The sequence below is a fragment of the Variovorax sp. V93 genome, assembly GCF_041154485.1.
GTDB classification, from domain to species: domain Bacteria; phylum Pseudomonadota; class Gammaproteobacteria; order Burkholderiales; family Burkholderiaceae_C; genus Variovorax; species Variovorax beijingensis_A.
Map to the genome: position 1 here is coordinate 495,928 of NZ_AP028670.1, position 20,099 is coordinate 516,026.

General features: G+C 71.1%; 23 protein-coding genes. 15 read left to right on the top strand and 8 right to left on the bottom strand.

Annotated elements, in window-relative coordinates:
- Positions 1-39 precede the first annotated feature (39 nt).
- Positions 40-882, bottom strand: coding sequence for a universal stress protein (locus ACAM54_RS28315; protein ID WP_369651536.1), 843 nt, complete (start codon positions 880-882; stop codon positions 40-42).
- Positions 883-1,051: 169 nt separating this feature from the next.
- Between ACAM54_RS28315 and ACAM54_RS28320 the strand changes: the two genes are divergently transcribed.
- The 4 genes from ACAM54_RS28320 (at position 1,052) to ACAM54_RS28335 (ending at position 4,416) form a co-directional block, all read left to right on the top strand.
- A complete protein-coding gene (locus tag ACAM54_RS28320) occupies positions 1,052-1,888 on the top strand; it encodes a universal stress protein (RefSeq protein WP_192325709.1) in 837 nt (278 codons plus the stop codon).
- A gap of 11 nt (positions 1,889-1,899) precedes the next feature.
- A complete protein-coding gene (locus ACAM54_RS28325) occupies positions 1,900-2,973 on the top strand; it encodes a hypothetical protein (RefSeq protein WP_369651535.1) in 1,074 nt (357 codons plus the stop codon).
- A gap of 153 nt (positions 2,974-3,126) precedes the next feature.
- The gene (locus ACAM54_RS28330) at positions 3,127-3,549 is read left to right on the top strand and encodes an Hsp20/alpha crystallin family protein (RefSeq protein WP_192325712.1); all 423 of its coding nucleotides are present in this window, start codon (positions 3,127-3,129) and stop codon (positions 3,547-3,549) included.
- 129 nt (positions 3,550-3,678) lie between these two features.
- The gene (locus ACAM54_RS28335; protein WP_369651534.1) at positions 3,679-4,416 is read left to right on the top strand and encodes a hypothetical protein; all 738 of its coding nucleotides are present in this window, start codon (positions 3,679-3,681) and stop codon (positions 4,414-4,416) included.
- A gap of 39 nt (positions 4,417-4,455) precedes the next feature.
- Here ACAM54_RS28335 and ACAM54_RS28340 read toward each other — a convergent pair whose 3' ends face one another.
- Both ACAM54_RS28340 and ACAM54_RS28345 read right to left on the bottom strand, forming a co-directional pair.
- Positions 4,456-5,964 carry a thymidine phosphorylase family protein gene (locus ACAM54_RS28340; protein ID WP_192325716.1) on the bottom strand — a complete coding sequence of 503 codons (1,509 nt, stop codon included), beginning with the start codon at positions 5,962-5,964 and terminating at the stop codon, positions 4,456-4,458.
- Between the two features lie 75 nt (positions 5,965-6,039).
- Positions 6,040-6,933: an MBL fold metallo-hydrolase gene (locus tag ACAM54_RS28345; RefSeq protein ID WP_192325718.1), complete on the bottom strand. Its 894-nt coding sequence runs from the start codon at positions 6,931-6,933 to the stop codon at positions 6,040-6,042.
- An 81-nt stretch (positions 6,934-7,014) separates the two neighbouring features.
- Here ACAM54_RS28345 and ACAM54_RS28350 point away from each other — a divergent pair, with 81 nt between their 5' ends.
- From ACAM54_RS28350 to ACAM54_RS28380, 7 genes are all read left to right on the top strand, one after another.
- The gene (locus ACAM54_RS28350; protein ID WP_192325720.1) at positions 7,015-7,353 is read left to right on the top strand and encodes a helix-turn-helix transcriptional regulator; all 339 of its coding nucleotides are present in this window, start codon (positions 7,015-7,017) and stop codon (positions 7,351-7,353) included.
- A 2-nt stretch (positions 7,354-7,355) separates the two neighbouring features.
- On the top strand, positions 7,356-7,790 hold the full coding sequence (locus tag ACAM54_RS28355; RefSeq protein WP_192325721.1) for a YeeE/YedE family protein: 435 nt from the start codon (positions 7,356-7,358) through the stop codon (positions 7,788-7,790).
- Between the two features lie 10 nt (positions 7,791-7,800).
- The gene (locus ACAM54_RS28360; RefSeq protein WP_192325723.1) at positions 7,801-8,259 is read left to right on the top strand and encodes a YeeE/YedE family protein; all 459 of its coding nucleotides are present in this window, start codon (positions 7,801-7,803) and stop codon (positions 8,257-8,259) included.
- Positions 8,256-8,891 (top strand): DUF599 family protein, encoded by a 636-nt coding sequence (locus ACAM54_RS28365; protein ID WP_192325725.1) that lies wholly within the window; start codon positions 8,256-8,258, stop codon positions 8,889-8,891. Before ACAM54_RS28360 ends, ACAM54_RS28365 begins: the two co-directional genes overlap by 4 nt.
- A gap of 117 nt (positions 8,892-9,008) precedes the next feature.
- Positions 9,009-9,272 (top strand): hypothetical protein, encoded by a 264-nt coding sequence (locus tag ACAM54_RS28370; RefSeq protein ID WP_192325727.1) that lies wholly within the window; start codon positions 9,009-9,011, stop codon positions 9,270-9,272.
- 40 nt (positions 9,273-9,312) lie between these two features.
- Positions 9,313-9,987, top strand: coding sequence for a response regulator (locus tag ACAM54_RS28375; protein ID WP_192325729.1), 675 nt, complete (start codon positions 9,313-9,315; stop codon positions 9,985-9,987).
- Positions 9,988-10,009: 22 nt separating this feature from the next.
- Complete coding sequence (locus ACAM54_RS28380; protein ID WP_369651533.1) at positions 10,010-11,365, top strand: ATP-binding protein; 1,356 nt, start codon at positions 10,010-10,012, stop codon at positions 11,363-11,365.
- A gap of 9 nt (positions 11,366-11,374) precedes the next feature.
- Here ACAM54_RS28380 and ACAM54_RS28385 read toward each other — a convergent pair whose 3' ends face one another.
- The 5 genes from ACAM54_RS28385 to ACAM54_RS28405 all read right to left on the bottom strand — a co-directional run bounded on the left by ACAM54_RS28385 (position 11,375) and on the right by ACAM54_RS28405 (position 15,769).
- A complete protein-coding gene (locus ACAM54_RS28385) occupies positions 11,375-11,974 on the bottom strand; it encodes a hypothetical protein (protein ID WP_192325816.1) in 600 nt (199 codons plus the stop codon).
- Positions 11,975-12,084: 110 nt separating this feature from the next.
- Positions 12,085-12,969: an SDR family oxidoreductase gene (locus ACAM54_RS28390; RefSeq protein ID WP_192325733.1), complete on the bottom strand. Its 885-nt coding sequence runs from the start codon at positions 12,967-12,969 to the stop codon at positions 12,085-12,087.
- Positions 12,966-13,646 (bottom strand): TenA family transcriptional regulator, encoded by a 681-nt coding sequence (locus ACAM54_RS28395; protein WP_192325735.1) that lies wholly within the window; start codon positions 13,644-13,646, stop codon positions 12,966-12,968. The genes ACAM54_RS28390 and ACAM54_RS28395 overlap by 4 nt, the downstream gene beginning before the upstream one ends.
- A gap of 24 nt (positions 13,647-13,670) precedes the next feature.
- Complete coding sequence (locus ACAM54_RS28400; RefSeq protein ID WP_369651532.1) at positions 13,671-15,122, bottom strand: AMP-binding protein; 1,452 nt, start codon at positions 15,120-15,122, stop codon at positions 13,671-13,673.
- Positions 15,119-15,769 (bottom strand): thermostable hemolysin, encoded by a 651-nt coding sequence (locus ACAM54_RS28405; RefSeq protein ID WP_369651531.1) that lies wholly within the window; start codon positions 15,767-15,769, stop codon positions 15,119-15,121. Before ACAM54_RS28405 ends, ACAM54_RS28400 begins: the two co-directional genes overlap by 4 nt.
- Before the next feature lie 264 nt (positions 15,770-16,033).
- Here ACAM54_RS28405 and ACAM54_RS28410 point away from each other — a divergent pair, with 264 nt between their 5' ends.
- From ACAM54_RS28410 to ACAM54_RS28425, 4 genes are read left to right on the top strand one after another with little or no spacing between them, the layout of a single operon-like run.
- Positions 16,034-16,366, top strand: a complete 333-nt coding sequence (locus ACAM54_RS28410; RefSeq protein WP_225613098.1) for a PepSY domain-containing protein — start codon at positions 16,034-16,036, stop codon at positions 16,364-16,366.
- 39 nt (positions 16,367-16,405) lie between these two features.
- Positions 16,406-16,873, top strand: coding sequence for a DUF2271 domain-containing protein (locus ACAM54_RS28415; protein WP_192325737.1), 468 nt, complete (start codon positions 16,406-16,408; stop codon positions 16,871-16,873).
- 10 nt (positions 16,874-16,883) lie between these two features.
- Positions 16,884-19,094 carry a PepSY domain-containing protein gene (locus ACAM54_RS28420; RefSeq protein WP_192325739.1) on the top strand — a complete coding sequence of 737 codons (2,211 nt, stop codon included), beginning with the start codon at positions 16,884-16,886 and terminating at the stop codon, positions 19,092-19,094.
- Entirely contained in the window at positions 19,075-20,055 is a 981-nt protein-coding gene (locus tag ACAM54_RS28425) for an FAD:protein FMN transferase (protein ID WP_192325742.1), read from the top strand. Before ACAM54_RS28420 ends, ACAM54_RS28425 begins: the two co-directional genes overlap by 20 nt.
- Positions 20,056-20,099: the final 44 nt, after the last annotated feature.

A 20,099-nucleotide genomic window follows, 5' to 3' on the forward strand; every position in this document is an offset into this window, starting at 1 on the left:
CGGCGCGGCCGCCCGCGGCGGCGTGCCGCCGTCGCGCCCTCAATGCGCCATCAGGACCGGCACGCTTGCCCGCGCCAGGATCTGCCGCGTGACGCCGCCCAGAACCATTTCCTGCACACGCGGGTGGCCATAGCCCCCCATCACGAGCAGGTCGGCGCCCAGTTCCGAGACGCGCGACAGCAGCGCAGCGGCGACATCGCTGCCCGCGACATCGCGCTCGAAGCTCGCCTGGATGCCGTGGCGCGCCAGGAAGCGGAGCATCTCCGCGGCGGAGGGCGGCCGATCGTCGCCCGCCTCCTGCGGCCTGCGGAAGTCCACCAGCGTCACCCGGAGGGCGCGCTGCAGCGCCGGCAGCGCCGCCTGGAGCGCCACGGCGGCCTCCCGCGAACCGTTCCAGGCCACCACCGCGTTCCGCGCGACGCCCTCGAAATCGCCGTCGCAAGGCACGACCAGCACCGGCCTGCCCACTTCCATCAGCACATGGCCGACCAGGCCGTGCACGGCGACGTCCCTCGCGCCCGAGCCGTCGTCGCGGCCCAGCACGACGAGATCGCTCGCGCGACCGTGTTGCACCACGGCATCGGTCGTCGCTGCGTCGACCACACGAAGCTCGTGCGCGACGGCACCCGTTGCCGCGACGGCTTGCTCGAACTCCCGGCCGATGGTCTCGGCCCGGCGGCGCAGGTAGTCGGCCGACGCCGCGATGAAGTCGCCCACTTCCGGGGCAATGGCATCGGCCGGAATCACGCCGTCGTACCGTCCCGAGGGCACGAGGCCGACGAGATGGCTGCCGTGTGCTCCGGCCCATCGCGCCGCCAGCGCGGTGCGCGCCGCGCAGCGGTCGGAATGGTCGAGATGCACGAGGATGGTTTTGAAGTTCATGGACGGTCCCCGATCGGCAGTGGGATGCACCTTTGGCGCGGCAGAGAGACGGATGGGCGCATCTTCGGCGGCCGCGGTGCGGTGGCCTTGATGCCGATCAAGCCCGCGCACCGTTCCTCATTGCGCTGGCGCAAGGCATGCGCCGCTGCGCCGGCGCAGCATGGCCGCCATGCGCACGCTTCCATCGATCCTCGTCCACCTGGACGGCACCGTCCGCGCCGAAACGCGCTTGCGCTTCGCCCACCAGCTCGCCCAGGCCCATGGGTCCGCGTTGACCGGCTTCTTTGCGGTCGCGCCGCCGGTGCTGCCGGCACTCGCCCTCCCCGGGGGCCTGCCGGCCATGCCGATGCGGGGGCCGGTCGATCCCGATCACCGGGCGCGTGCCCTCGCGACCTTCGAACGCGCCCTGCAGGACAGCGCCGTTCGCAGCGACTGGCAGGAGCTTCGCGGCGAGCCGGTCGTCGAGGCCTTCGTGCGCCGCGCCCTGACTGCGGACCTCATGGTGCTGGGGCAGCGCGATCCCTTCGACGCCACCGGCTTCGACGTGCCCGGCGATTTCGTCGAGGCAGCGCTGCTCGGCAGCGGCAAGCCGGCCCTGATCGTTCCCTTCGCAGGCGAACCGCCGGCGCGGTTGCGGACGGTGCTGGTCGCATGGCGCTCCACCCGCGAGGCCGCGAGTGCGCTGGCCACCGCGACACCGGTGCTGTGCGGGGCGACGCAGCTTCACCTCGTCTGTGCCGCGGAAGACGGCCCGGGCGACCCGCTGTCCGGGATGGCGGCCGTTCGCGACTGCCTGCGGATGCGGGGCATCGAGCGGGTGCACGAGCATGGGCTTGTCGAGGCGCGGAATCCCGGCAAGGCCCTGCTGTCGCTGGCCACTGAGGTCGGTGCCGACCTGATCGTCATGGGCTGCTACGGCCACAGCCGGGCAAGGGAACTGGTGCTCGGCGGCGTCACGCGCACCGTGCTGGAATCGGCCACGCTGCCGGTCTGGATGGCCCATTGAGCCCGCTGCCGATGCAAGCCGGCGCCGCGCTCGCCCCTTCACCTGCGGCAGCCACCGAGGGAGCTGCCGAGCGCCTGCCGGACACCGAGGCAAAGGTCCGCTGCCTCGAGTCGTTTCTCGCGGCGAGCGACGCGAGCGCATTTCCCCAGCGCATCGAGACCCACATGTCATGGGTGCTCGTGGGCAGGACGCAGGTGCTGAAGCTGAAGAAGCCGGTGGTCTATCCCCCTGTCGACTACTCGAGCGTGGAGGCACGGGAATGCAACGCCAGGCGGGAACTGCGGCTGAACCGCCGCCTGGCGCCGGATGTCTACCTGGGCCTGCTGGCGCTGCAGTGGCACGGCGGCATGCTCAGCGCCGTCCCGGAAGCCTATCTGCCGCCGGGCCGGCAGACGGTGGACTGGGCCGTCGTCATGCGGCGGCTCCCGCAGGCACGCATGCTCGACGAGGTCATCCGCCGCAACGGACTCGGGCCGGCGGATCTCGAAGCACTGGCCGCCACGCTGGCGGCCTTCTACCAGGGCGCGGTACGCGCCGCGGTGGACGAGGGCGAGTACGTCGCGCGGTTGCGCCACGGCATTGCGCTCAGCACGCGCATGCTCGAGCGCGCCGGGTCCGCCCTGCCGCGCGCTCACGAAGCCTGCCAGGCGATGAACGAGGCCCTGAGCCTGCACGAAGGGCTGCTGCGCGCACGCGCGGCCGCCGGCCGTCTCGTCGAAGGCCATGGCGACCTGCGGGCCGAGCACGTGTGCCTCGTGGATCCTCCGGCCGTGTTCGATGCGCTCGAGTTCGACGCCCGCCTCGGCGAGGTCGACCCCTTCGACGAGCTGTGTTTCCTGGGCCTGGAATGCGACATGGCCGGCAACCCATCGGTTGGCCCGCTGCTGTGCGCCCGCATGGCGCCGGCGCTCGACGACGCACCGCCGCCGGCACTGCTGCGCCTGTACACCGCGAAGAACGCGCTGATGCGGGCACGCCTGAGCGTCGCACATCTGATGGAGCCCGATCCGCGCCATCCGGAGAAATGGCTGCCGCAGGCTTCGCGCTATCTGAAGCGAGCGCTCTTGGCGCTTTCCGACATCTGAAGGGCCGCTGCCGCGGCCCGTTGCCGAAGTCGCGCCGGGACTGATCCAGCGCAAGGAATGACGGCGCGCGAATTCCTAGAGTGGAAGCTCGCACGGCCGCCCGACCGAAGGGCAGGTCCGGTGCGAAATCCAACCAACCTTCTGGAGCAAACGATGAACGCACTGACTCGCCTTGACCGCCTTGAAAACCTGTTTCCCGACATGCTGCGCCGCTGGGCACGGCCCCTGCAACTGATCGACGACGTCGAACTGCCGGCCGACATCCGTGTCGACGTGAGCGAGAACGACAAGGAATACCTTGTCACGGCCGAGATTCCCGGCGCGAAGAAGGAGGACGTCCGCGTCTCGATCGACGGCAACTATGTGTCGATCGCCGCCGAGATCAAGAAGGACCTGGAGAAGAAGCATGGCCGCGCCCTGGTCACCGAGACCTACCGGGGCAGCGTGTCGCGCGGCTTCTCGCTCGCCACCGAGGTCGACGAGAAGACCGCCGTCGCCAAGCTGGAGGATGGCGTGCTGCGCCTGACGCTTCCCAAGCGCGAAGGCACCGGCCGCAGCACCCTCACGATCCAGTAAGCGGCCTGCCGGCGCGCCGCGCGCGCGCCGGCGCCCCCGGCTTGATTCAACGCAAGGCAGCGGTTTCCTCCAGCACGAGGAGTTGACGGCCATCAAGGGGCGCCATGCACCGAAAGATAGCCTCCACCCATGACGCAATCGCTGCAGCTTTCCTCGAACATTTCCGGCCCGCGGCTGGGCGACACGTTCCTGGCCGGCGACCTGTCGTCCATCCTCGCGCACGCATCCCGGCTGAAGGCTGCGTGGCGCGCGGGCAGCGCCGGCGACCGGCCGCTGCTCGGCAGGAACATCGCCTTGCTGCGCCCGCGGCCGCCCGAACCGGACCTGCCGTTGCTGCAGCGCGCAGCGCTGGAGCTGGGCGCGCGGGTGGCGCATGTGCGGCTCGGTCCCCCGATCGAGCCGACGGGAACCAAGTTCCGCGGGCTCGCGCAGATGCTCGGCCGGCTCTACGATGCGATCGACTGCGCGGAGCTCGCGCCTGCCGAGGTGCGGATGATCGAGCAGCACGCGGGTGTGCCGGTCTACGACGATCTCGAAGGCCCCGGCCATCCCGCGCGGGCATTGGCCGACCTGATGGCCCTGCGCGACCATGGCTGCAAGCCGGGGCCGAACACGCCGATCGCCTTTTTCGGCGACCCGCTTGCGGTGCGCGCGAAGAACTTCTTCGAGTTCGCCCGCCGCGAGGGATTCTCTCTGCGCTTGCCCGATCCTTCCGGCGCGGTGAGCGACGCGGCTTTTTCGGTCGGCGCCGTCGACCCGGACCACTGGGTGCTGCGTGCGCCCACGGGTCCGATCGACGCTGCGGAGTGCGCGCAGAACCACCGCTTCGCGCTGCAGGCGATGCTGCTCGCCACGATGCCGGCCTGAGCCCGCTGCGCCAGGCGGCGCGCCTTGCGTCTTCGGCGCTCAGGGCGCGGCTTCGACGCGCACCACCGGCAGTTGCGAGCGCACGAAGCTCAACGCGTACTGGAGCTCGCCGAGGCTCTGGGCATGCAGCGTGAAGAGCGGCTGGCCGCGCTCGACGCGGTCCTGCACGCGCACGTGCATCGAGGCTCCTGCGGCCGGATCGCGCGGCGCACCGGCCAGCTTGGCCATGCGGGCCACCAGGCGGGTGTCGATGCCCGACACCACCCCCGCCGCGGGCGCGGTCACGCAGTGTGTGTGGGCGGCCTTGGGCGGCACGCGCAGGCCGCCCTGTGCCTCGCAGATCGCAATGAATCGTGCGAGCGCGCGCCCGTCCTCCAGCACCGCACGCGCCAGCGCGTTGCCGGCACCGGTCGCCGCCTTGCCCGCCAGCTCGAGCAGCAGCCCGGCCAGCAGGAGCGCGCGCTCGCGCAGGTCCGACGGCGCATCGGCGGAGCGTTCGAGCACCGCCATCACATCCATCGCCTCGAGCGCCGGGCCGACGCCGCGGCCGACCGGCTGGCTGCCGTCGGTGAACACCGTGCGCACATGCAGGCCCAGCGCCGCGCCCACCGACACCAGGCTGCGCGAGAGCTGGCCGGCGGCGGCGTCGCTGCGCACCTTGGCCAGCGGGCCGACCGGGATGTCGATCAGCACGCGCTGCGAACCCATCGCGGCCTTCTTGGAGAGGATGGACGCCACCATGAGGCCCTCGCTGTCGATGCCGAGCGGCCGCTCCACGCGGATCAGCATGTCGTCCGCGGGACTGACGCGCATGGCGCTTCCCCACGCAATGCAGCCGCCTTCGCGCTCGACCACGCGGCGCATCGCCGCCAGGTCCAGGTCGACGGGCGCGAGCGTTTCCATCACGTCGGCCGTGCCGGCCGCCGAGGTGATGGCGCGCGACGAGGTCTTGGGCATCACCAGGCCGCAGGCCGCGATGATCGGCACGACCAGCAGCGTGGTCCGGTTGCCCGGCAAGCCGCCGATGCAATGCTTGTCCATCACGGGCGACGTGCCCCAGTCGATGCGCTCCCCGACATCGACCATGGCGCGGGTCAGCGCCACGGTCTCGTCGAGGCCGAGGCCGCGCCCGGCACAGACCGTCACGAAGGAGGCCAGGTGGATGTCGGCGAGGCGCCCGCGGCTCACGTCCTCCATCAGCGCCCGCAGCGCCGCGTAGTCCAGGCTGCCGCCATGCACCTTGTTGCGCAGGTGCGCCAGCGAATCGAGGATCGGCGGGTGCCGCACCACCAGCTCTTCGCCCTCGGCCGCGCCCATCAGGTGCCAGGCCGCCTCCGACAGCGCGATCTCGTCGTTGCGCAGCCAGTCGCCGCTCACCTGGTGCAGGATCGCGAACAGATGGCGCCCATTGGCAATCAGCTCGACCTGTGCCTGCGACTGGAAGCCCTCGGCGCGGCACACGGCGCAGTCGCTGCGCATGTAGACCACGGGCTGCTGGTAGGTGTCGATGCCGGCGCGGCGGGCCAGCAGGCGGTTGTGTGACGGCATGGGCGCTCCTTGCGGCCAGCTTGGCATGCGCCGGGCGCACGGGGCTTGATGCCCGTCAAGTGCGCGCCACGGTGCTCACGTCCCGCCGGTGCGGCGAACCGGCAGCGCGTTGAGCGGAATGCGCAGGTAGGACACGCCGTTGTCGTCGGCCGGCGGCAGCCGGCCCGCGCGCACGTTGACCTGGATCGACGGCAGGATGAGCGTCGGCACATCGAGCGTGGCGTCGCGCGCGCGCCGCATGGCCACGAACGCGTCCTCGGCGATGCCGTCGCGCACATGGATGTTGCGCGCGCGCTGCTCGGCCACCGTGGTCTGCCATTGCGCCGGCCGCGATGGCGGCGGGTAGTCGTGGCAGACATACATCGAGGTCTCGGGCGGCAGTTCCAGCAGCCGGCGCATCGACGCGTACAGCTGGCGCGCATCGCCCCCGGGGAAGTCGGCGCGCGCGCTGCCGAGGTCCGGCATGAAGAGCGTGTCGCCGACGAACACCGCCCCGCCGATCAGGTAGGCCATGTCGGCAGGCGTGTGGCCGGGCACCAGGAGGGCGGTGGCCTCTATGGCGCCGATGCGGAAGCTCTCGCCGTCCCTGAACAGGTGGTCGAACTGGCTGCCGTCGGGCAGGAAGCCGCGCTCCAGGTTGAAGAGCGTCTTGAAGGTGGCCTGTACCGTGCGGATGTGCTCGCCGATGGCAACGCGCCCGCCGACCCGCCCTTGAAGATAGGCAGCCGCCGAAAGGTGATCGGCATGCGCATGGGTCTCCAGGATCCAGTCGACCTGCAGCCCGTGCTCGGCCACGCAGGCCAGCACCCGGTCCACGGATGCGGTGCCGGTGTGGCCCGACTTGAAGTCGTAGTCGAGCACCGGATCGATCACGGCGGCGCGCAGCGTGGCCGGATCCCACACGAGGTAGGACACGGTGCCCGTCTGGGGATCGAAGAAGGCCTGGACCGAGGCTGAGGTGTTGTTCATGGCGGACTTGCGAAGCTGATCGATGATCTATTGATAAATATTATATTGATTGATATAATGAAGTCAACCGGAATCCGACCCATGCGCACGAGAGCCATCCAGCCCCCCCACCCCGTCTTCGATCCCGAGATCCTGCGCGGCGCCGCTGCCCGCGCGGTCGGCATGCTCAAGGTCCTGGCCAACGAGGACCGCATGCTGCTGCTGTGCCAGCTCTCCCAGGGCGAGATGTGCGTGAGCGAACTCGAGGCGCAGCTCGACATCCGCCAGCCGACGCTGTCCCAGCAGCTCGGCGTGCTGCGCAACGAAGGCGTGGTCACCACGCGCCGCCAGGGCAAGAACGTCTTCTACGCAGTGGCGGACCCGGCGCTGCTGGAGATCCTCGCCCTGCTCTACCGCATCTACTGCCCGAAGGAAAAATGATCATGACCATCGACTGGCCTGCATTCACGCCCTGGGCCGCACTGGCCGGCGGTGCGCTCGTCGGCGCGGCCGCCGCGATGTTCGTGCTGCTCAATGGCCGCATCGCCGGCATCAGCGGCATCGTCGGCGGCCTGCTGCGGCCGGTCGGCGGCGACGTGGCCTGGCGCCTCGCGTTCGTGGCCGGCCTCGTCGCAGCGCCGGCGGCCTACGCGGTCTTCGCGGACTGGCCCGCGCCCCGCATCGATGCCGGCTACGGGCCGCTCGTCGTGGCCGGCCTCCTGGTCGGCGTGGGCACGCGCTACGCGTCGGGCTGCACGAGCGGCCACGGCGTCTGCGGCCTGTCGCGGCTGTCGCCGCGCTCCATGGCGGCGACCGCGCTCTTCATGGCGGCCGGCTTCCTGACGGTCTTCGCGATGCGCCATCTGCCCAGCCTCTAAGGAACACCTCATGACGGTCCTCACTTCATTCCTTGCCGGCCTCGTGTTCGGCCTCGGCCTGATCGTTTCCGGCATGGCCAACCCCGCCAAGGTGCTCGGCTTCCTGGACCTGGGCGGGCGCTGGGACCCCTCGCTTGCCTTTGTGATGGGCGGCGCGATCGCCGTCGGAGCCGTCGCGTTCGCGGTGGCTCGGCGGCGCACGGTCTCCTTCCTCGGCGCCGCCATGCGGCTGCCGACCGCGCGCACGGTCGATCGCCGCCTGGCCGTGGGCAGCGTCCTGTTCGGCATCGGCTGGGGCGTGGCCGGCTTCTGCCCCGGCCCCGGCCTGGTGGCTGCCGGCATGGGCGAGGCCAAGGCGCTGGTCTTCGTCGCCGCGATGCTCGCGGGCATGGCGGGCTACGAGCTGATCGAGCGCAGCAGATCCCGCCCCGCGGACATGCCGAGCGCTCCGGGGGATGCAGCGCCATGAGCGCCACGGCGGCCTGGCTGGCCATCCTGGCGACGGCCGCGGTGCTGGTCGCCTACGAAGGCGCGCGCGCATGGGCGCAGCATCGCGCCCCGCACCGCCTGGCACGCAGTGCACATGCCTTGCTGCGCGAGGATTGGTTCGACGCCGTGTCGCGGCATCAGGGTTCGGAGATCCTCTCGGTCCAGACGCTGCGCAATTCCCTGATGTCCGCGACGATGACGGCATCGACGGCCGCGCTGGGACTGGTCGGCACCGCGACGCTGGCCGCGCCCTCGTTGCGCGAAGGCCTCGGCGCGTCCGGATGGCTGCATCTCACGCCCCGGCTGGTGTCCGAACTCCTGCTCCTTGCGCTGCTCCTTGCATCGCTGGTGTGCTCTGCCATGGCGGTGCGCTACTACACGCATCTGGGCTTCATCAGCGGCATGCCGGTGGAGTGCGCGGCCCGGCAGCGATGGAACCCGACGGGCCATGCCTACGTGCGCCGCGCAGGCTCGCTGTACGGCTGGGGGCTGCGCCATCTCATCCTCGTGGCACCGGTACTCGCCGCACTGCTGCATCCGCTGGCGGGGCCGCTGGCGGCACTGGCGGTGACAGCCGCACTGTGGGGGTTCGATCGGGTTGACGGGGAGTGACGCGGAGCCATCCCCGAGGAGTCCACCGGCGTCTTAAGGCAAATCGAATCTGCCGCCGCGATCATGCGAACGTGCGACCCGCCCTGCGGGGCGGCCGCGACATGAGCCTACGTGGAGATGCCAATGAACATTGCTGCCCAGTCCGATGCCGGCGCAGACCCTGCGCCGTCGCGCGACGAAGCGCCGCGGCCGTGCGGCGCGCAAGCCCCGGCGACCGCGGGGGGTACCCGCCTCGCAGAGGCGGCGGTCCTTGCCGTCATGCTGGTCCTGGCCGCCGGTGCCGCCGCGCTGGTGTGCGGGGTCTACAACGCCTTCGACGACGGGTGGTTCGTGGTGAGCGGGTCTACACTGTCCCGCATGCTCGCCCTGGCCGGCTTCTGAGGCCGTGGGCCTGCAGGCCCCTGTTTCGAGCCGCTTTCACATGCGCTTGCTGATTGTCGAAGACGACCCCCTGCTCGGCGACGCGCTGGCCGCCGGCCTGCGCCAGCTCGGCCATGCCGTCGACTGGTTCGGCAGCGGCGGCCAGGCCGACTCGGCCCTGTCCGGCGCCTCGTTCGATGCATTGGTGCTGGACCTGGGGCTTCCGGGCGGCGACGGCATGACCTGGCTGCGCCGCTGGCGCGATCGGGGGCTGAAGCTGCCGCTGCTCATCCTGACGGCGCGCGACGGCGTCGAACAGCGCGTCGCCGGCCTCGACGCCGGGGCCGACGACTACCTCGTCAAACCCATCACCATCGACGAGCTCGCCGCCCGCCTGCGCGCGCTCGTGCGCCGCGCCGCCGGCCGCGCCCAGCCGGTCTGGCAGCACGGCGCGCTCGAGTACGACCCCGCCCGGAAACTGGTGCTCTGGAAAGGCGAACCCGTCGACCTGACCGGGCGCGAACTGGCGCTGCTCGAGGCGCTCCTGGCGCAGCCCCAGCGCGTGCTCTCGAAAGCGCATCTGCAGGAAAAGCTCTATGACTGGAGCGGCACGGAACCCGAAGGCAATGTCCTCGAGGTCCACATCCATCACCTGCGGCGCAAGATCGACCCGGGCATCGTGCGGACCGTGCGCGGTGTGGGTTATGCGCTCGGATCCGGCCAGCCGTCGCCATGAGCGCAGCGACAAGGGTGCCCCGGTGAGTCTCCAGCGCCGCCTGCTGCTCTATCTGCTGGTCTGCGCGCCGCTGGTCTGGGGCGTGGCCCTGTACTTCTCCATCAGCCGGGCGCGGCACGAAGTCAACGAGCTGTACGACACCGAACTGATCCGGCTGGCGCGGCAGGTGCAGTTCACGCTGGGCCCCAGCCATCCGGGCGCCACGCCGATGCTGCCGCCCCCGCCGGGCGAAGGCACCCGGGAGGCCGGGGAGTCGGACGTGCGCGACCTGGCCGTGGCGGCATGGGATGCGCAGGGCCGCCTCATGCTCGCGGACCGCGAGGGCGTGGTGCTGCCGCGGCGGCGTGAAGCGAAAGGCTTTGTCGACGAGCGGATCGACGGCCGGACCTGGCGCGTCTACTACCTGCAATCCTTCGACGGTACCTGGCTGGTGGCCGCCGGCCAGGACGCGTACGAGCGCGACGAACTGGTGTACGGCCTTACGGTCACGCAGGTCGTCCCCTGGTTGCTGGTGCTGCCCTTCCTGCTGGCCGTGATGGCCTGGGCCGTGCGCCGCGCATTGGCGCCGATGCACCAGCTCACCGCCGAGCTGCGCCGACGGAAGGCCGACGATCTGCAGCCCGTGCCCGACGAGCGGGCGCCGGCCGAGCTCAAGCCCCTGCTGGGCGCGATGAATGGCCTGTTCGCGCGCATCGAGCAGCTGCTGGTGCGCGAGCGCCGCTTCACCGCCGATGCCGCGCACGAACTGCGCACGCCGCTGGCCGTGCTGCGCGCCCAGTGGGACGTGGTGCGCCGCGCCGGCAGCGCGGCCGAACGCGCCGCCGCCGAGGCCAAGCTCAGCGCCGGGCTCGACCGCATGGGACGGCTGGTGACGCAGATGCTCTCACTGTCACGCGTGGAGTCCGGCGTCACCCCGGCCTTGACCGCCGAGGTGGAGTGGCCGCGGATCGTCGAGCAGGCCATGAGCGATTGCCTGGCGACGGCCGAGCGCCGCCGCATCGAGCTGGCCTGCGAATGGCCTCCCCGGGGGTCTCATCCCTTGCCTCTCTTCGGCGACGAGCATCTGCTGACGATGCTGCTGCGCAACCTGCTCGACAACGCGGTTCGCTATGCACCTGAAGGTTCGAGCGTGGTGCTGCGCATCGGGCGCGAGCACCTGGAGCTCGAGAACGAAGGCGAGCCGCTGTCGCCCGAACAGCTCACGCGGCTGGGCGAGCGCTTCTACCGGCCCGACGGCCAGCAGGAAGGCGGCAGCGGCCTGGGGATTTCGATCGTGCGGCGCATCGCCGAGCTGCACGGCCTCGAGCTGCAGTTCGGCCCCGGCGCCGGCGACCGGGGGGTGAAGGTGACACTGCAGTTCGATGCGGCGCACCGCTGATGGGGCGGCCTACCTGGCCCTGGCCTTCTCCAGCAGCAGGCGCGCTTCGTCGCGGCGCCCGGCGTCGGCCACCTGCCGGCCCGGCCGCGGCGGCGCCTGCAACGCCCGCTCGAGATAGGCGACGGCCTGGTCGGGCTGCCGGACCTCGACCAGGTACTCGCCGTAGAAGAAGTTCGGATCGATCCCCTTGGGGTTGAGCGACAGTGCCTTCTGCAGCAGTTCCTTCGCCTTGGCCTTGTCGCCGAAACCCACCGGCCATCCAGGGACCTTGTAATAGAGGACCCCCAGGCTGTTGTAGGCCGAGCCGTCGAGCACATTGCCGTCGATCGCGATCGCGGCTTCGTACAGCGCCTTGGCCTGCTTCACCAGCCCCAGCGCGCCGAGGCCGCCCTTCTCGCCGGCCCATGAACTGACGATGATGCCCTCCCAGACCAGGGGCTCCGCGCGGCCCGGGTAGGTTTCGCTCACCTTGTGTGCCTTGGCGGCCAGGGCCTCGAAGCGCTTCTCGCGCTCGGCCGCGGGGGTCTGGTAGCGGATTGCTTCCCAGTCGTGCTGCAGCTCGACGACGTCATCGTCGACGCCTGCTGCGAGGGCTGCGCGAGGAAGCATCGTTCCCAGCACCGTGGCTGCGGCGAAGCCGATCAGCCACCGGCGATGCACCGTGGTCGGCATGGGCGAAGGGAGTGAAGCGGTCGGTGTCATGTGTCGTCCTTTGCGGGTCAGTGCACGCTGTGCAGCAGCGAATGGGAATCGGCTTCGTCGGAAACGCCCGGCGTGTCGGGGCACTCAAGGAAAGGCTGCGCCGGCGGCACGCGCGGCGGCAGGGCGCGGCGGTGCTTGTCGAAGGCGCCGTCCAGCAACTCTGGCGCGAGCCCGTTGAGCCGGACGGCCAGCTTCTCGGGAAAGCCCAGGAAGCACTCGGCGGCCTCGCTCTCGACGAGCTGCAGCAGCGCCTTCGCGGGGATGTCGGGCCGGTCCGTCGCCGTGCCCGTGGCCTCGTTGTAGCTTTCCACCTCGGCGTTGTTGAATTCGGTGCGCGTGGTGCGCGGGCCGAGGTACTGCACGCGCACCTGCGTATCGCCGAGTTCGCGGCGCAGCGATTCCGCGAATCCGCGCAACCCGAACTTGCTGGCGCAGTACACGCTGAAGCCCGGCAGGCCGAGGCGTCCCAGCACCGAACCCACGCAGACGATCTGCGCCCGCGGCAGGCTGCGCAAATGGGGCAGCAGGGCCTGGGTCAGCAGCATCGGCACCAGCAGGTTGAGGTGCAGCACCTGCGCCATGTCGTTGGCGGCCAGCGATTCGACGCGGCCGAAGCCCGATACGCCCGCGTTGTGAACCAGCACGTTGCAGCCCCAGCCGGAGGCCACCTCGGCAATGCCCGCCAGGCTGGCGACGCGCGTCAGGTCGGCTGCGTACCACTCCACCCGGGGCCGGGGCACGCCGCAGTCGCGCACCAGGGCGCGGGCCTGCGCCGCCAGCCGGGCCGGAGACCGCCCGACCAGCATCACCGATGCGCCGGCATTCACCAGCTGCGTGGCGGCGGCCTGGCCGATGCCGCCGCTCGCGCCCGTCAGCAGCACCCGGGCTTCGGCGACCTTCATGGATGCCCCCCGGCGCCGGTGCCTGCGCTCGGCAGTGGCAGGCTGCGGAACACGTCGCCGTACAGGCGGTAGAAGGCCCGCGCGGCATGGACGATGTCCGCCTGGTCCTGCGCATCCTCGACCTGGTCCATCAACAGCTCGAAATGCGCGGTGTGCTCGCGGTCCAGCGTGCCGTGCGAGCGCAGATAGGTGAACGCGGCATCGGGCAACTGCAGCGGCTTCTGGATCTGGTCGGCCGCCATCAGCGCCAGCGACACGCTCGTGCCCTCGAGCACATGCACCATGCCGAAGAAGCCGAGCGGATTGCGCCGCGCGATGGTGTCGTAGGCGTAGGCCACCATGACCTCCGTGGCATGGCCGGGCGGTCCGTCGCGCACGGCTTGCGCATCGCCGCCGGCGGCGCGGATGTCGTCGAGGATCCATTCGTCATGGCCCCGCTCTTCCTCCACGTACTCGTCCAGAGGCCCCCGCAGCCACGCATTGCGTGCCGGCAATGCCGCCTTGCAGGCCTGCAGCAGGGGCACGGTGTGGCGCACGTGGTGGTAGGCCTCGCGCAGAAAGGCCAGGTAGCTCGGCAGCGAGACCTCGCCGCGCAGGCAGCCCTGGATGATGGGCGTGCCGAGCAGGCTCGCCCGCGCGTCGTGGGTCTGTTGGACCAGTCGGTCATGGAAACTCATGGGGACTCCGGTGGGTTCTTTCGGTCAGGGTGTGACGGCGATGTCGAGGGCATCGGCATGCAACTGCAGGATGGCCGCGCGTTGCGGACGGCCGTTGGCCGTGGCCATGCCGGAAGCGGCATCGAAGCTCGCCCGGCCCCGTGCCCAGCGCCGGATGCGGGCATAGTCGGGCAGCGTGGCGTTGGCGGCATCGACCGCGGCCTGCAGTTGCACGTCGCTCGCGTCGGCCCGCACCGGCCAGAGCACGGCGCTCAGCGCCGGCTGGGCGTCGCCGAACACCACGGCCTGCGCGATGGCATGCTCGCCGCGCAGGGCCGTCTCGACCCATTCGGGGGACACGTTGCGGCCGAAGGCGGTGATCAGAAGATGCTTCTTGCGGCCGCTGATGTGAAGGTAGCCGTCGGCGTCGATGCGGCCCAGGTCGCCCGTGGGCCACCATCGCGGCGGCGCCGTGGCGTCGCCGAGGTAGCCGAGGAACAGGCTGCCCGCCACCTCCACTTCGCCGTCCGGCGCGATGCGCAGCTGCGCATGCGGCAGCGCACGGCCGGCCGTGCCGGGACGATCGTGCCCCGGCAGGTTGAGCGTCTGCACGGAGGCACCCTCGGACAGGCCGTAGCCCTCGAAGGCCGGGATGCCGAGCGCGCGCGCGTCGTGGAGCAGCCGGGCGCCCACCGCCGCGCCGCCCACGGCCACCAGCTTCAGCGAGTCCGGCGCGCGCTGGCCGCTGTGCAGCAGGTAGCCGGACCAGGCGCGCAGCATCTGCGGCAGCAGGATGAGGCTGTGCGGCTGCTGCGCCACCGTGCAGGCATGGAAGCGGGCCGCATCGAAGCCCGACGAACCGTCCAGGCCCAGCTGCTGCAGGGGCAGCGTGACGCAGGTGGCGCCGCGCAGCAGAGGCGCCATCACGCCCGCGACGTTCTCCAGCAGCACCGCGAACGGCAGCGCGCAGAGGTGGCGGCGGACGTCGAGCGGCGCCATGGCCTCGACGAGGCCCTCGGCCACCCGGCGCATGGCGTCGGCACCGAGGCACACGCCCTTGGGCGCGCCGGTGGTGCCGGAGGTGAAGGTGATCTTGGCCGTGCCCGCCGGCATCGGCGGGGCGGCCGCCACCGGCAGACGCACGACCGACAGTGGCTGGCCCGCAACCGCCAGGCCCGAAGCCGCACCCTGCGGCCAGCGCGCGGCGAAAGCCGGCGGTGTCAGCACGGTGTCCACGCCGGCGGCGCGCACGGCATGGTCGATCTGCCCGGGCGCGAAGAACACCGGCAGCGGCACATGCACCGCCTGCGCCCGCGCCGCCGCCAGGTCGGCCACCACCCAGGCGGGCGAGTTGTCCATCAGGGTGGCGAGGACGCGAGTCCCTTCCGCCCGCAGCCGTTCCGCCAGTCGGTCCGCTTCGGCTTCCAGTTCGGCGAACGTGAGGCGGCGCTCGCCGCCGTCCAGCGCCACGTCGGCCGTGCCGGAGCGCGGGCTCACGCCTGCGCTCCCGGCGCCGGGGACCGGCGCGCCTGGTGGCGGCGCAGCGCAAGCCGCAGATGCGAGGCCAGCACGACCGGGTGGTGGTCGTAGTAGCTTCCCCAGCGAACGGCCTCGGTACCCAATGCGGACGCCTCGGCCGCCCCGAGCGTCAGCGGAACGACGCCCAGGCGCACGAGCATCTTGCGCAGCTCCTGGGTCACGGTGCCGACGATCCACTCGAAGCCTTCGGCCGCGAGATGCGGCGCCAGCTGCTGGATCAGCTGCCGTCCCTCGCCGGCGCGGCTGGCCGCGAGATGCCCGACCTCGACGATGTCCTCGCGCGCCGGGCGCCCGCCCGCGCATCCGGCGAGCAGCACCTCGACGGGCGATGGCAGGTAGTGTTCGAGGAACAGCACGCCGTGCGCGGCGCTGCGGTAGCCGGCCGCGGCGACGAGTTCGCCGTTGCGGCGCAGGCTCACCAGCCGCGGCGCAAAGTGCGTCACCTGCGCGCCGAAGCGGCGCGCATAGATGCCGCGGATGAAATCCTCGACCGCGGCACGGCGCGGATCCTGGCGCTCGTGCACCGCGAATTCGGCCGGGGGCGTGACGGGAACGCCGGCTGGCGGCTCGACCATGCGGGTGCGCGACGACAGGGACATGAACATGCACTTTCCTCAGGAAACCCGCCGCCGGCAGCGGTCCGGGCATGGGGTGCATGGTCGCTGCCGCCGATTAACGCCAGCTTAAGGAGGCCGCCGCACGGCATCCGCCCCGGCGCAGGCCGCATCCTTGATCCAGCGCAATGCGCCAAGGCCCGCGCTCTCCAGAATGGACATGCACGCCAACGCAATGTCACTTCCATGTTCCGAACGCCATCTCCGCCGCGACTCTCGACTGTGGGCTTGCGACCGATGAATCACTTCTTCGTGATGCGAAACCTCGTGCTGGCGATTCTCGTGCTCGCCGCACCGCCCGTGCGCGCTGAAGATGATTGCGACGCCCCCTCCGAGACCTGGCAGCCGCGCAGTGCCGTGCGCGCGCTGGCAGAACGCAACGGCTGGCGCATCGACAAGCTCAAGATCGACGACGGCTGCTACGAGATCAAGGGCCGCGATGCCGACGACCGCCGTTTCAAGGTCAAGCTCGACCCCGCGACGCTCAAGGTCGTCCGCATGAAGCGCGAGCACGGCGATCGCGAACGCAGGCACGGCACACCTCCCGAGACGCCGCCGGGCGCGAAGCCCGGGGCCGGAATCGGCTGAGCCTTTCCCCCCAGAGTTACCGACACCAGGAGATCACCCATGAAGCATGCATGGACCGCTGCGGCGGTCGCGGGCGCCCTCGCCGCACCGTCTATCGCCTCGGCGCGCCAGGTCACGATCGAGACCCAGCTGGCCGACTACGGCGGCGACGGTGCCTACGTGGCCATCTACCTCACCGACGGCAGCGGCCGCTACCAGAGCACGCTGTGGGTCGCAGGGACCAAGGCGAAGTACTGGCGCCACCTGGGTGACTGGTACCGCGCAACGGGCGGCAAGGCGAAGGTGGACGGCATCAGCGGCGCGAGCGTTGGCGCGGGCAAGACCCTGCGTGTGAGCGTCGATCTGGCCGACACGCTGCTCGACGCCGGCTACGAGATACACGTCGACACCGCGGTGGAGAAGATGAAGGAGAACCCCTCGGAAGTCGTCGTCCCGCTCACCCGGGCGGGCACGGGCAAGCCGGCCGCCGGCCGCGGCTACATCAGGTCGTTCCGCTACACCCTCTGACAGGAGCGCGATGCTGCGGACGCTCCACTCGATCCCGGCGCTGATCGCTTCGCTGCTGCTCGTGCTCGTCGCCTTGAGCGGGTCGGTACTGTCGCTGTTTCCCGCCTTCGAGCGGGCGGGTGCAGCCGGTGCGAGCGGCGTCGACGTCGCAACGCTCGCCGGCCGTGTGAGCGCGCGCCTGCCCGGCGTGGAAACCTTGGTGCGCCAGCCGTCGGGCACGATCGTGGCGTACCACATGGTGGGCAGCGAGCAGCGCGCATCGGTCATCGATCCCGCCAGTGGGGAGGTGGTCGCCGCCTATCGGCCCTCGGCCGCCCAGCGCTGGCTGAAGAACCTGCATCGCAAGCTCCTGCTCGACGACCCCGGCCGTGTCGCGACGGGTGTTGCCGCCGCCTTCATGCTGTTCATCGTGCTTTCCGGCCTCACGCTCTTCGCGCGGCGGATGGGGGGATGGAAGCTGTTGCTGGGCCGCGTACGCGGCAGCACGCCGCAGCGGCTGCACAACGAGAGCGCACGCCCCGCGCTCGCCGGCCTCGCACTGTCGGCGGCAACCGGGCTGATCATGTCGCTTGCGACCTTCGGCCTGATGCCCGAAGGCGGTGATGCGGACCCTTTTCTCGACCTGCGCCCGAGCGGGGCGGGGCGAATGGCGCTCGCGCAGATGGCGGTGCTGCAATCGGTGGATGTGTCGCGGCTGGCACAGTTGAAGCTCGCGAGTCCGGACGACCCGAGCGACGTCATCGAAATCGAGACCGCGGATGGCGCGGGCGTGGTCGATCCTGCCACGGGCACCTGGCTCGCCTACCGGGCGCTCGACGGGTGGCAGCGCCTGCACGCGACCGTGCGCATGCTGCATACCGGCGAGGGCCTGTGGTGGCTGGGGCTGTTGCTTGGCGCCTCGTCGCTCGCGGTGCCGCTGCTCGCGGCGACCGGCTTCCTGCTCTGGCTGCACCGGCGCCAGAGCCTGCCCCGCCTGGCGAACAACGCCTCGAGGCGCGACGCCGACACCTTGCTGCTGGTCGGCAGCGAGACCCACACGACCTGGGGATTCGCTTCGGCGCTGCATGCGGCGCTGACGCGTGCGGGCCTGCGGGTGCATGCGGCGCCGATGAACGACATCGAGACCCCTCACGACGGCGTTCGCCGCTTGCTCGTCCTGACCGCGACCTACGGCGACGGCGAGGCCCCGGAGAGCGCGCGCCAGTTTCTGCCGCGGCTCGCCCGCTTGCCCGCCGGGCCCGGCGTCGCGTTCGCCGTGCTCGGCCTTGGCGACCGGCAATTCCCGCACTTCTGCGGCTATGCACGCCAGGTCCACGACGCGCTCGCCGCCAGGGGGCTGGAGGCGCTGGGAGAAACGGGCACGGTGGACCGGCAGTCGGAGCCCGAGTTCCGCCAATGGTGCAAGTGGCTCGGCGAGACGCTTGGGGTGGCGCTCGACATCCGCTACGAGCCGCTGCTGCCGCGCACGACGGCGCTCGAGCTCGTCTCGCGAACCGACTACGGCGCCGATCCCCAGACCCTGACCGCGGTCCTGCGCTTCGCGCCCCGGGTACCCGCGAGGGGCTGGCGCGCCTGGCTCGGCCGGCCGGAGCTGCCGAAATTCGAGACCGGCGACCTGCTCGGCGTGGTGCCACCGGGCGGCGCCTCGCCGCGCTACTACTCCCTGGTGAGCGCGGCTTCGGACGGCGCGGCTGAAATCTGCGTGCGCCGCCAACCCGGCGGCATCTGCTCCGGCTACCTCACCGGCCTGTCGCCGGGCGCGGCGATCCAGGCTTTCGTTCGACCGCACGAGAGCTTCCGCCCTGCCGCCGGCACCGCGCCGCTGATCCTGATCGGTGCGGGAACCGGCATCGGTCCGCTGATCGGCTTCATCCGCCACAACAGTGCCAGACGCCCGATGCACCTGTACTTTGGCGCGCGCAGCGCCGACGACGGCTTTCTCTATCGCGACGAACTTGACGGCCTCGTCGACGATTGCCGGCTGCGCACGCTGACCACCGCCTTCTCGCGCTGCGCTGATCGAGCCTACGTGCAGGACCGGTTGCTCGCGGACGCCCGGCGCCTGCGCGCGTCGATCGTGCAGGGCGCGCAGGTCATGGTGTGCGGCGGCCGCCAAATGGCCGAAGGCGTGGCTCACGCCTGGGACCGCATCCTGGAAGGCTCCGGCCTTTCGGTCGCACAACTGAGGACACAGGGACGCTATGTTGAGGACGTCTATTGAGTGGCTGCGCGGCGCACGGCTGAAGGACTGCCGCGCGAGCGGCGCGACGATGGGCACGCGCTATACCGTGCGCTTCGTCGTGCCGGAAGAGGCCGACGTGCAGGCGATCGTCGGCGTCCTGGCAGCGGCCGTCACCGCCGTCGACGCGCAGATGTCGAACTGGAAGGCCGACTCCGACCTGTCGCGGCTCAATCGCGCGGCGCCGGACGGCTGGGTTCCCGTCCCCGCGAACCTGGCGTCCGTGCTGGTGCGGGCGGCCGAGATCGGGCGCGAAACCGGCAATGCGTTCAATATCGGCGTCGGCGAACTCGTCGACGCCTGGGGCTTCGGCCCGGCGGGCAGGAGTGGCCCGCGAGGCAGGTCGACGGGCTCCCCTGCCTGCCGGCCGCTCGACGAGCTGCTGGAAGTCGACCTGCCGGGGCGCCGGGTGCGCAAGCATGCGTGCGTCGCCCTGGACCTGTGCGGCATCGCCAAGGGCTTCGGCGTCGATGAACTCGCGCGCGTGCTGAACCGGCACGGCATCGGCTCCTGGCTGGTCGGCATCGATGGCGAAATGCGCGCGCGGGGCTGCAAGCCCGACGGCTCGCCATGGGCCATCGCTTTGGAGGCGCCCGAGGACGACCGGCGCACGGCGATGGGCGTGATCGAGCTCGGCGACGCCGCGATCGCGACCTCGGGCGACTACCGGCAATGGCGCGTGGTCGACGGCGAGCGCGTCTCGCACACGATGGACCCGCGCATCGGTGCGCCGCTGCGCGGGGCGGTCGCGTCGGTCACGGTCATCGCACCGACCTGTACCGATGCCGATGCCTACGCCACAGCGCTGATGGTGCTCGGTGCCGAGGCCGGGCGTGAACTTGCCATGCGGCGGGGGCTCGACGCACTCGTCGTCACGCGCGAGCGCGAGGGGCTCCGCAAGGTCGGTACCGGCCTTTTCGCCAGTTGCAGTGGCGAGGGGTGAGTCAGATTCGTGCACCGCGAACCCGGCCGGCGGCGCGACCATGC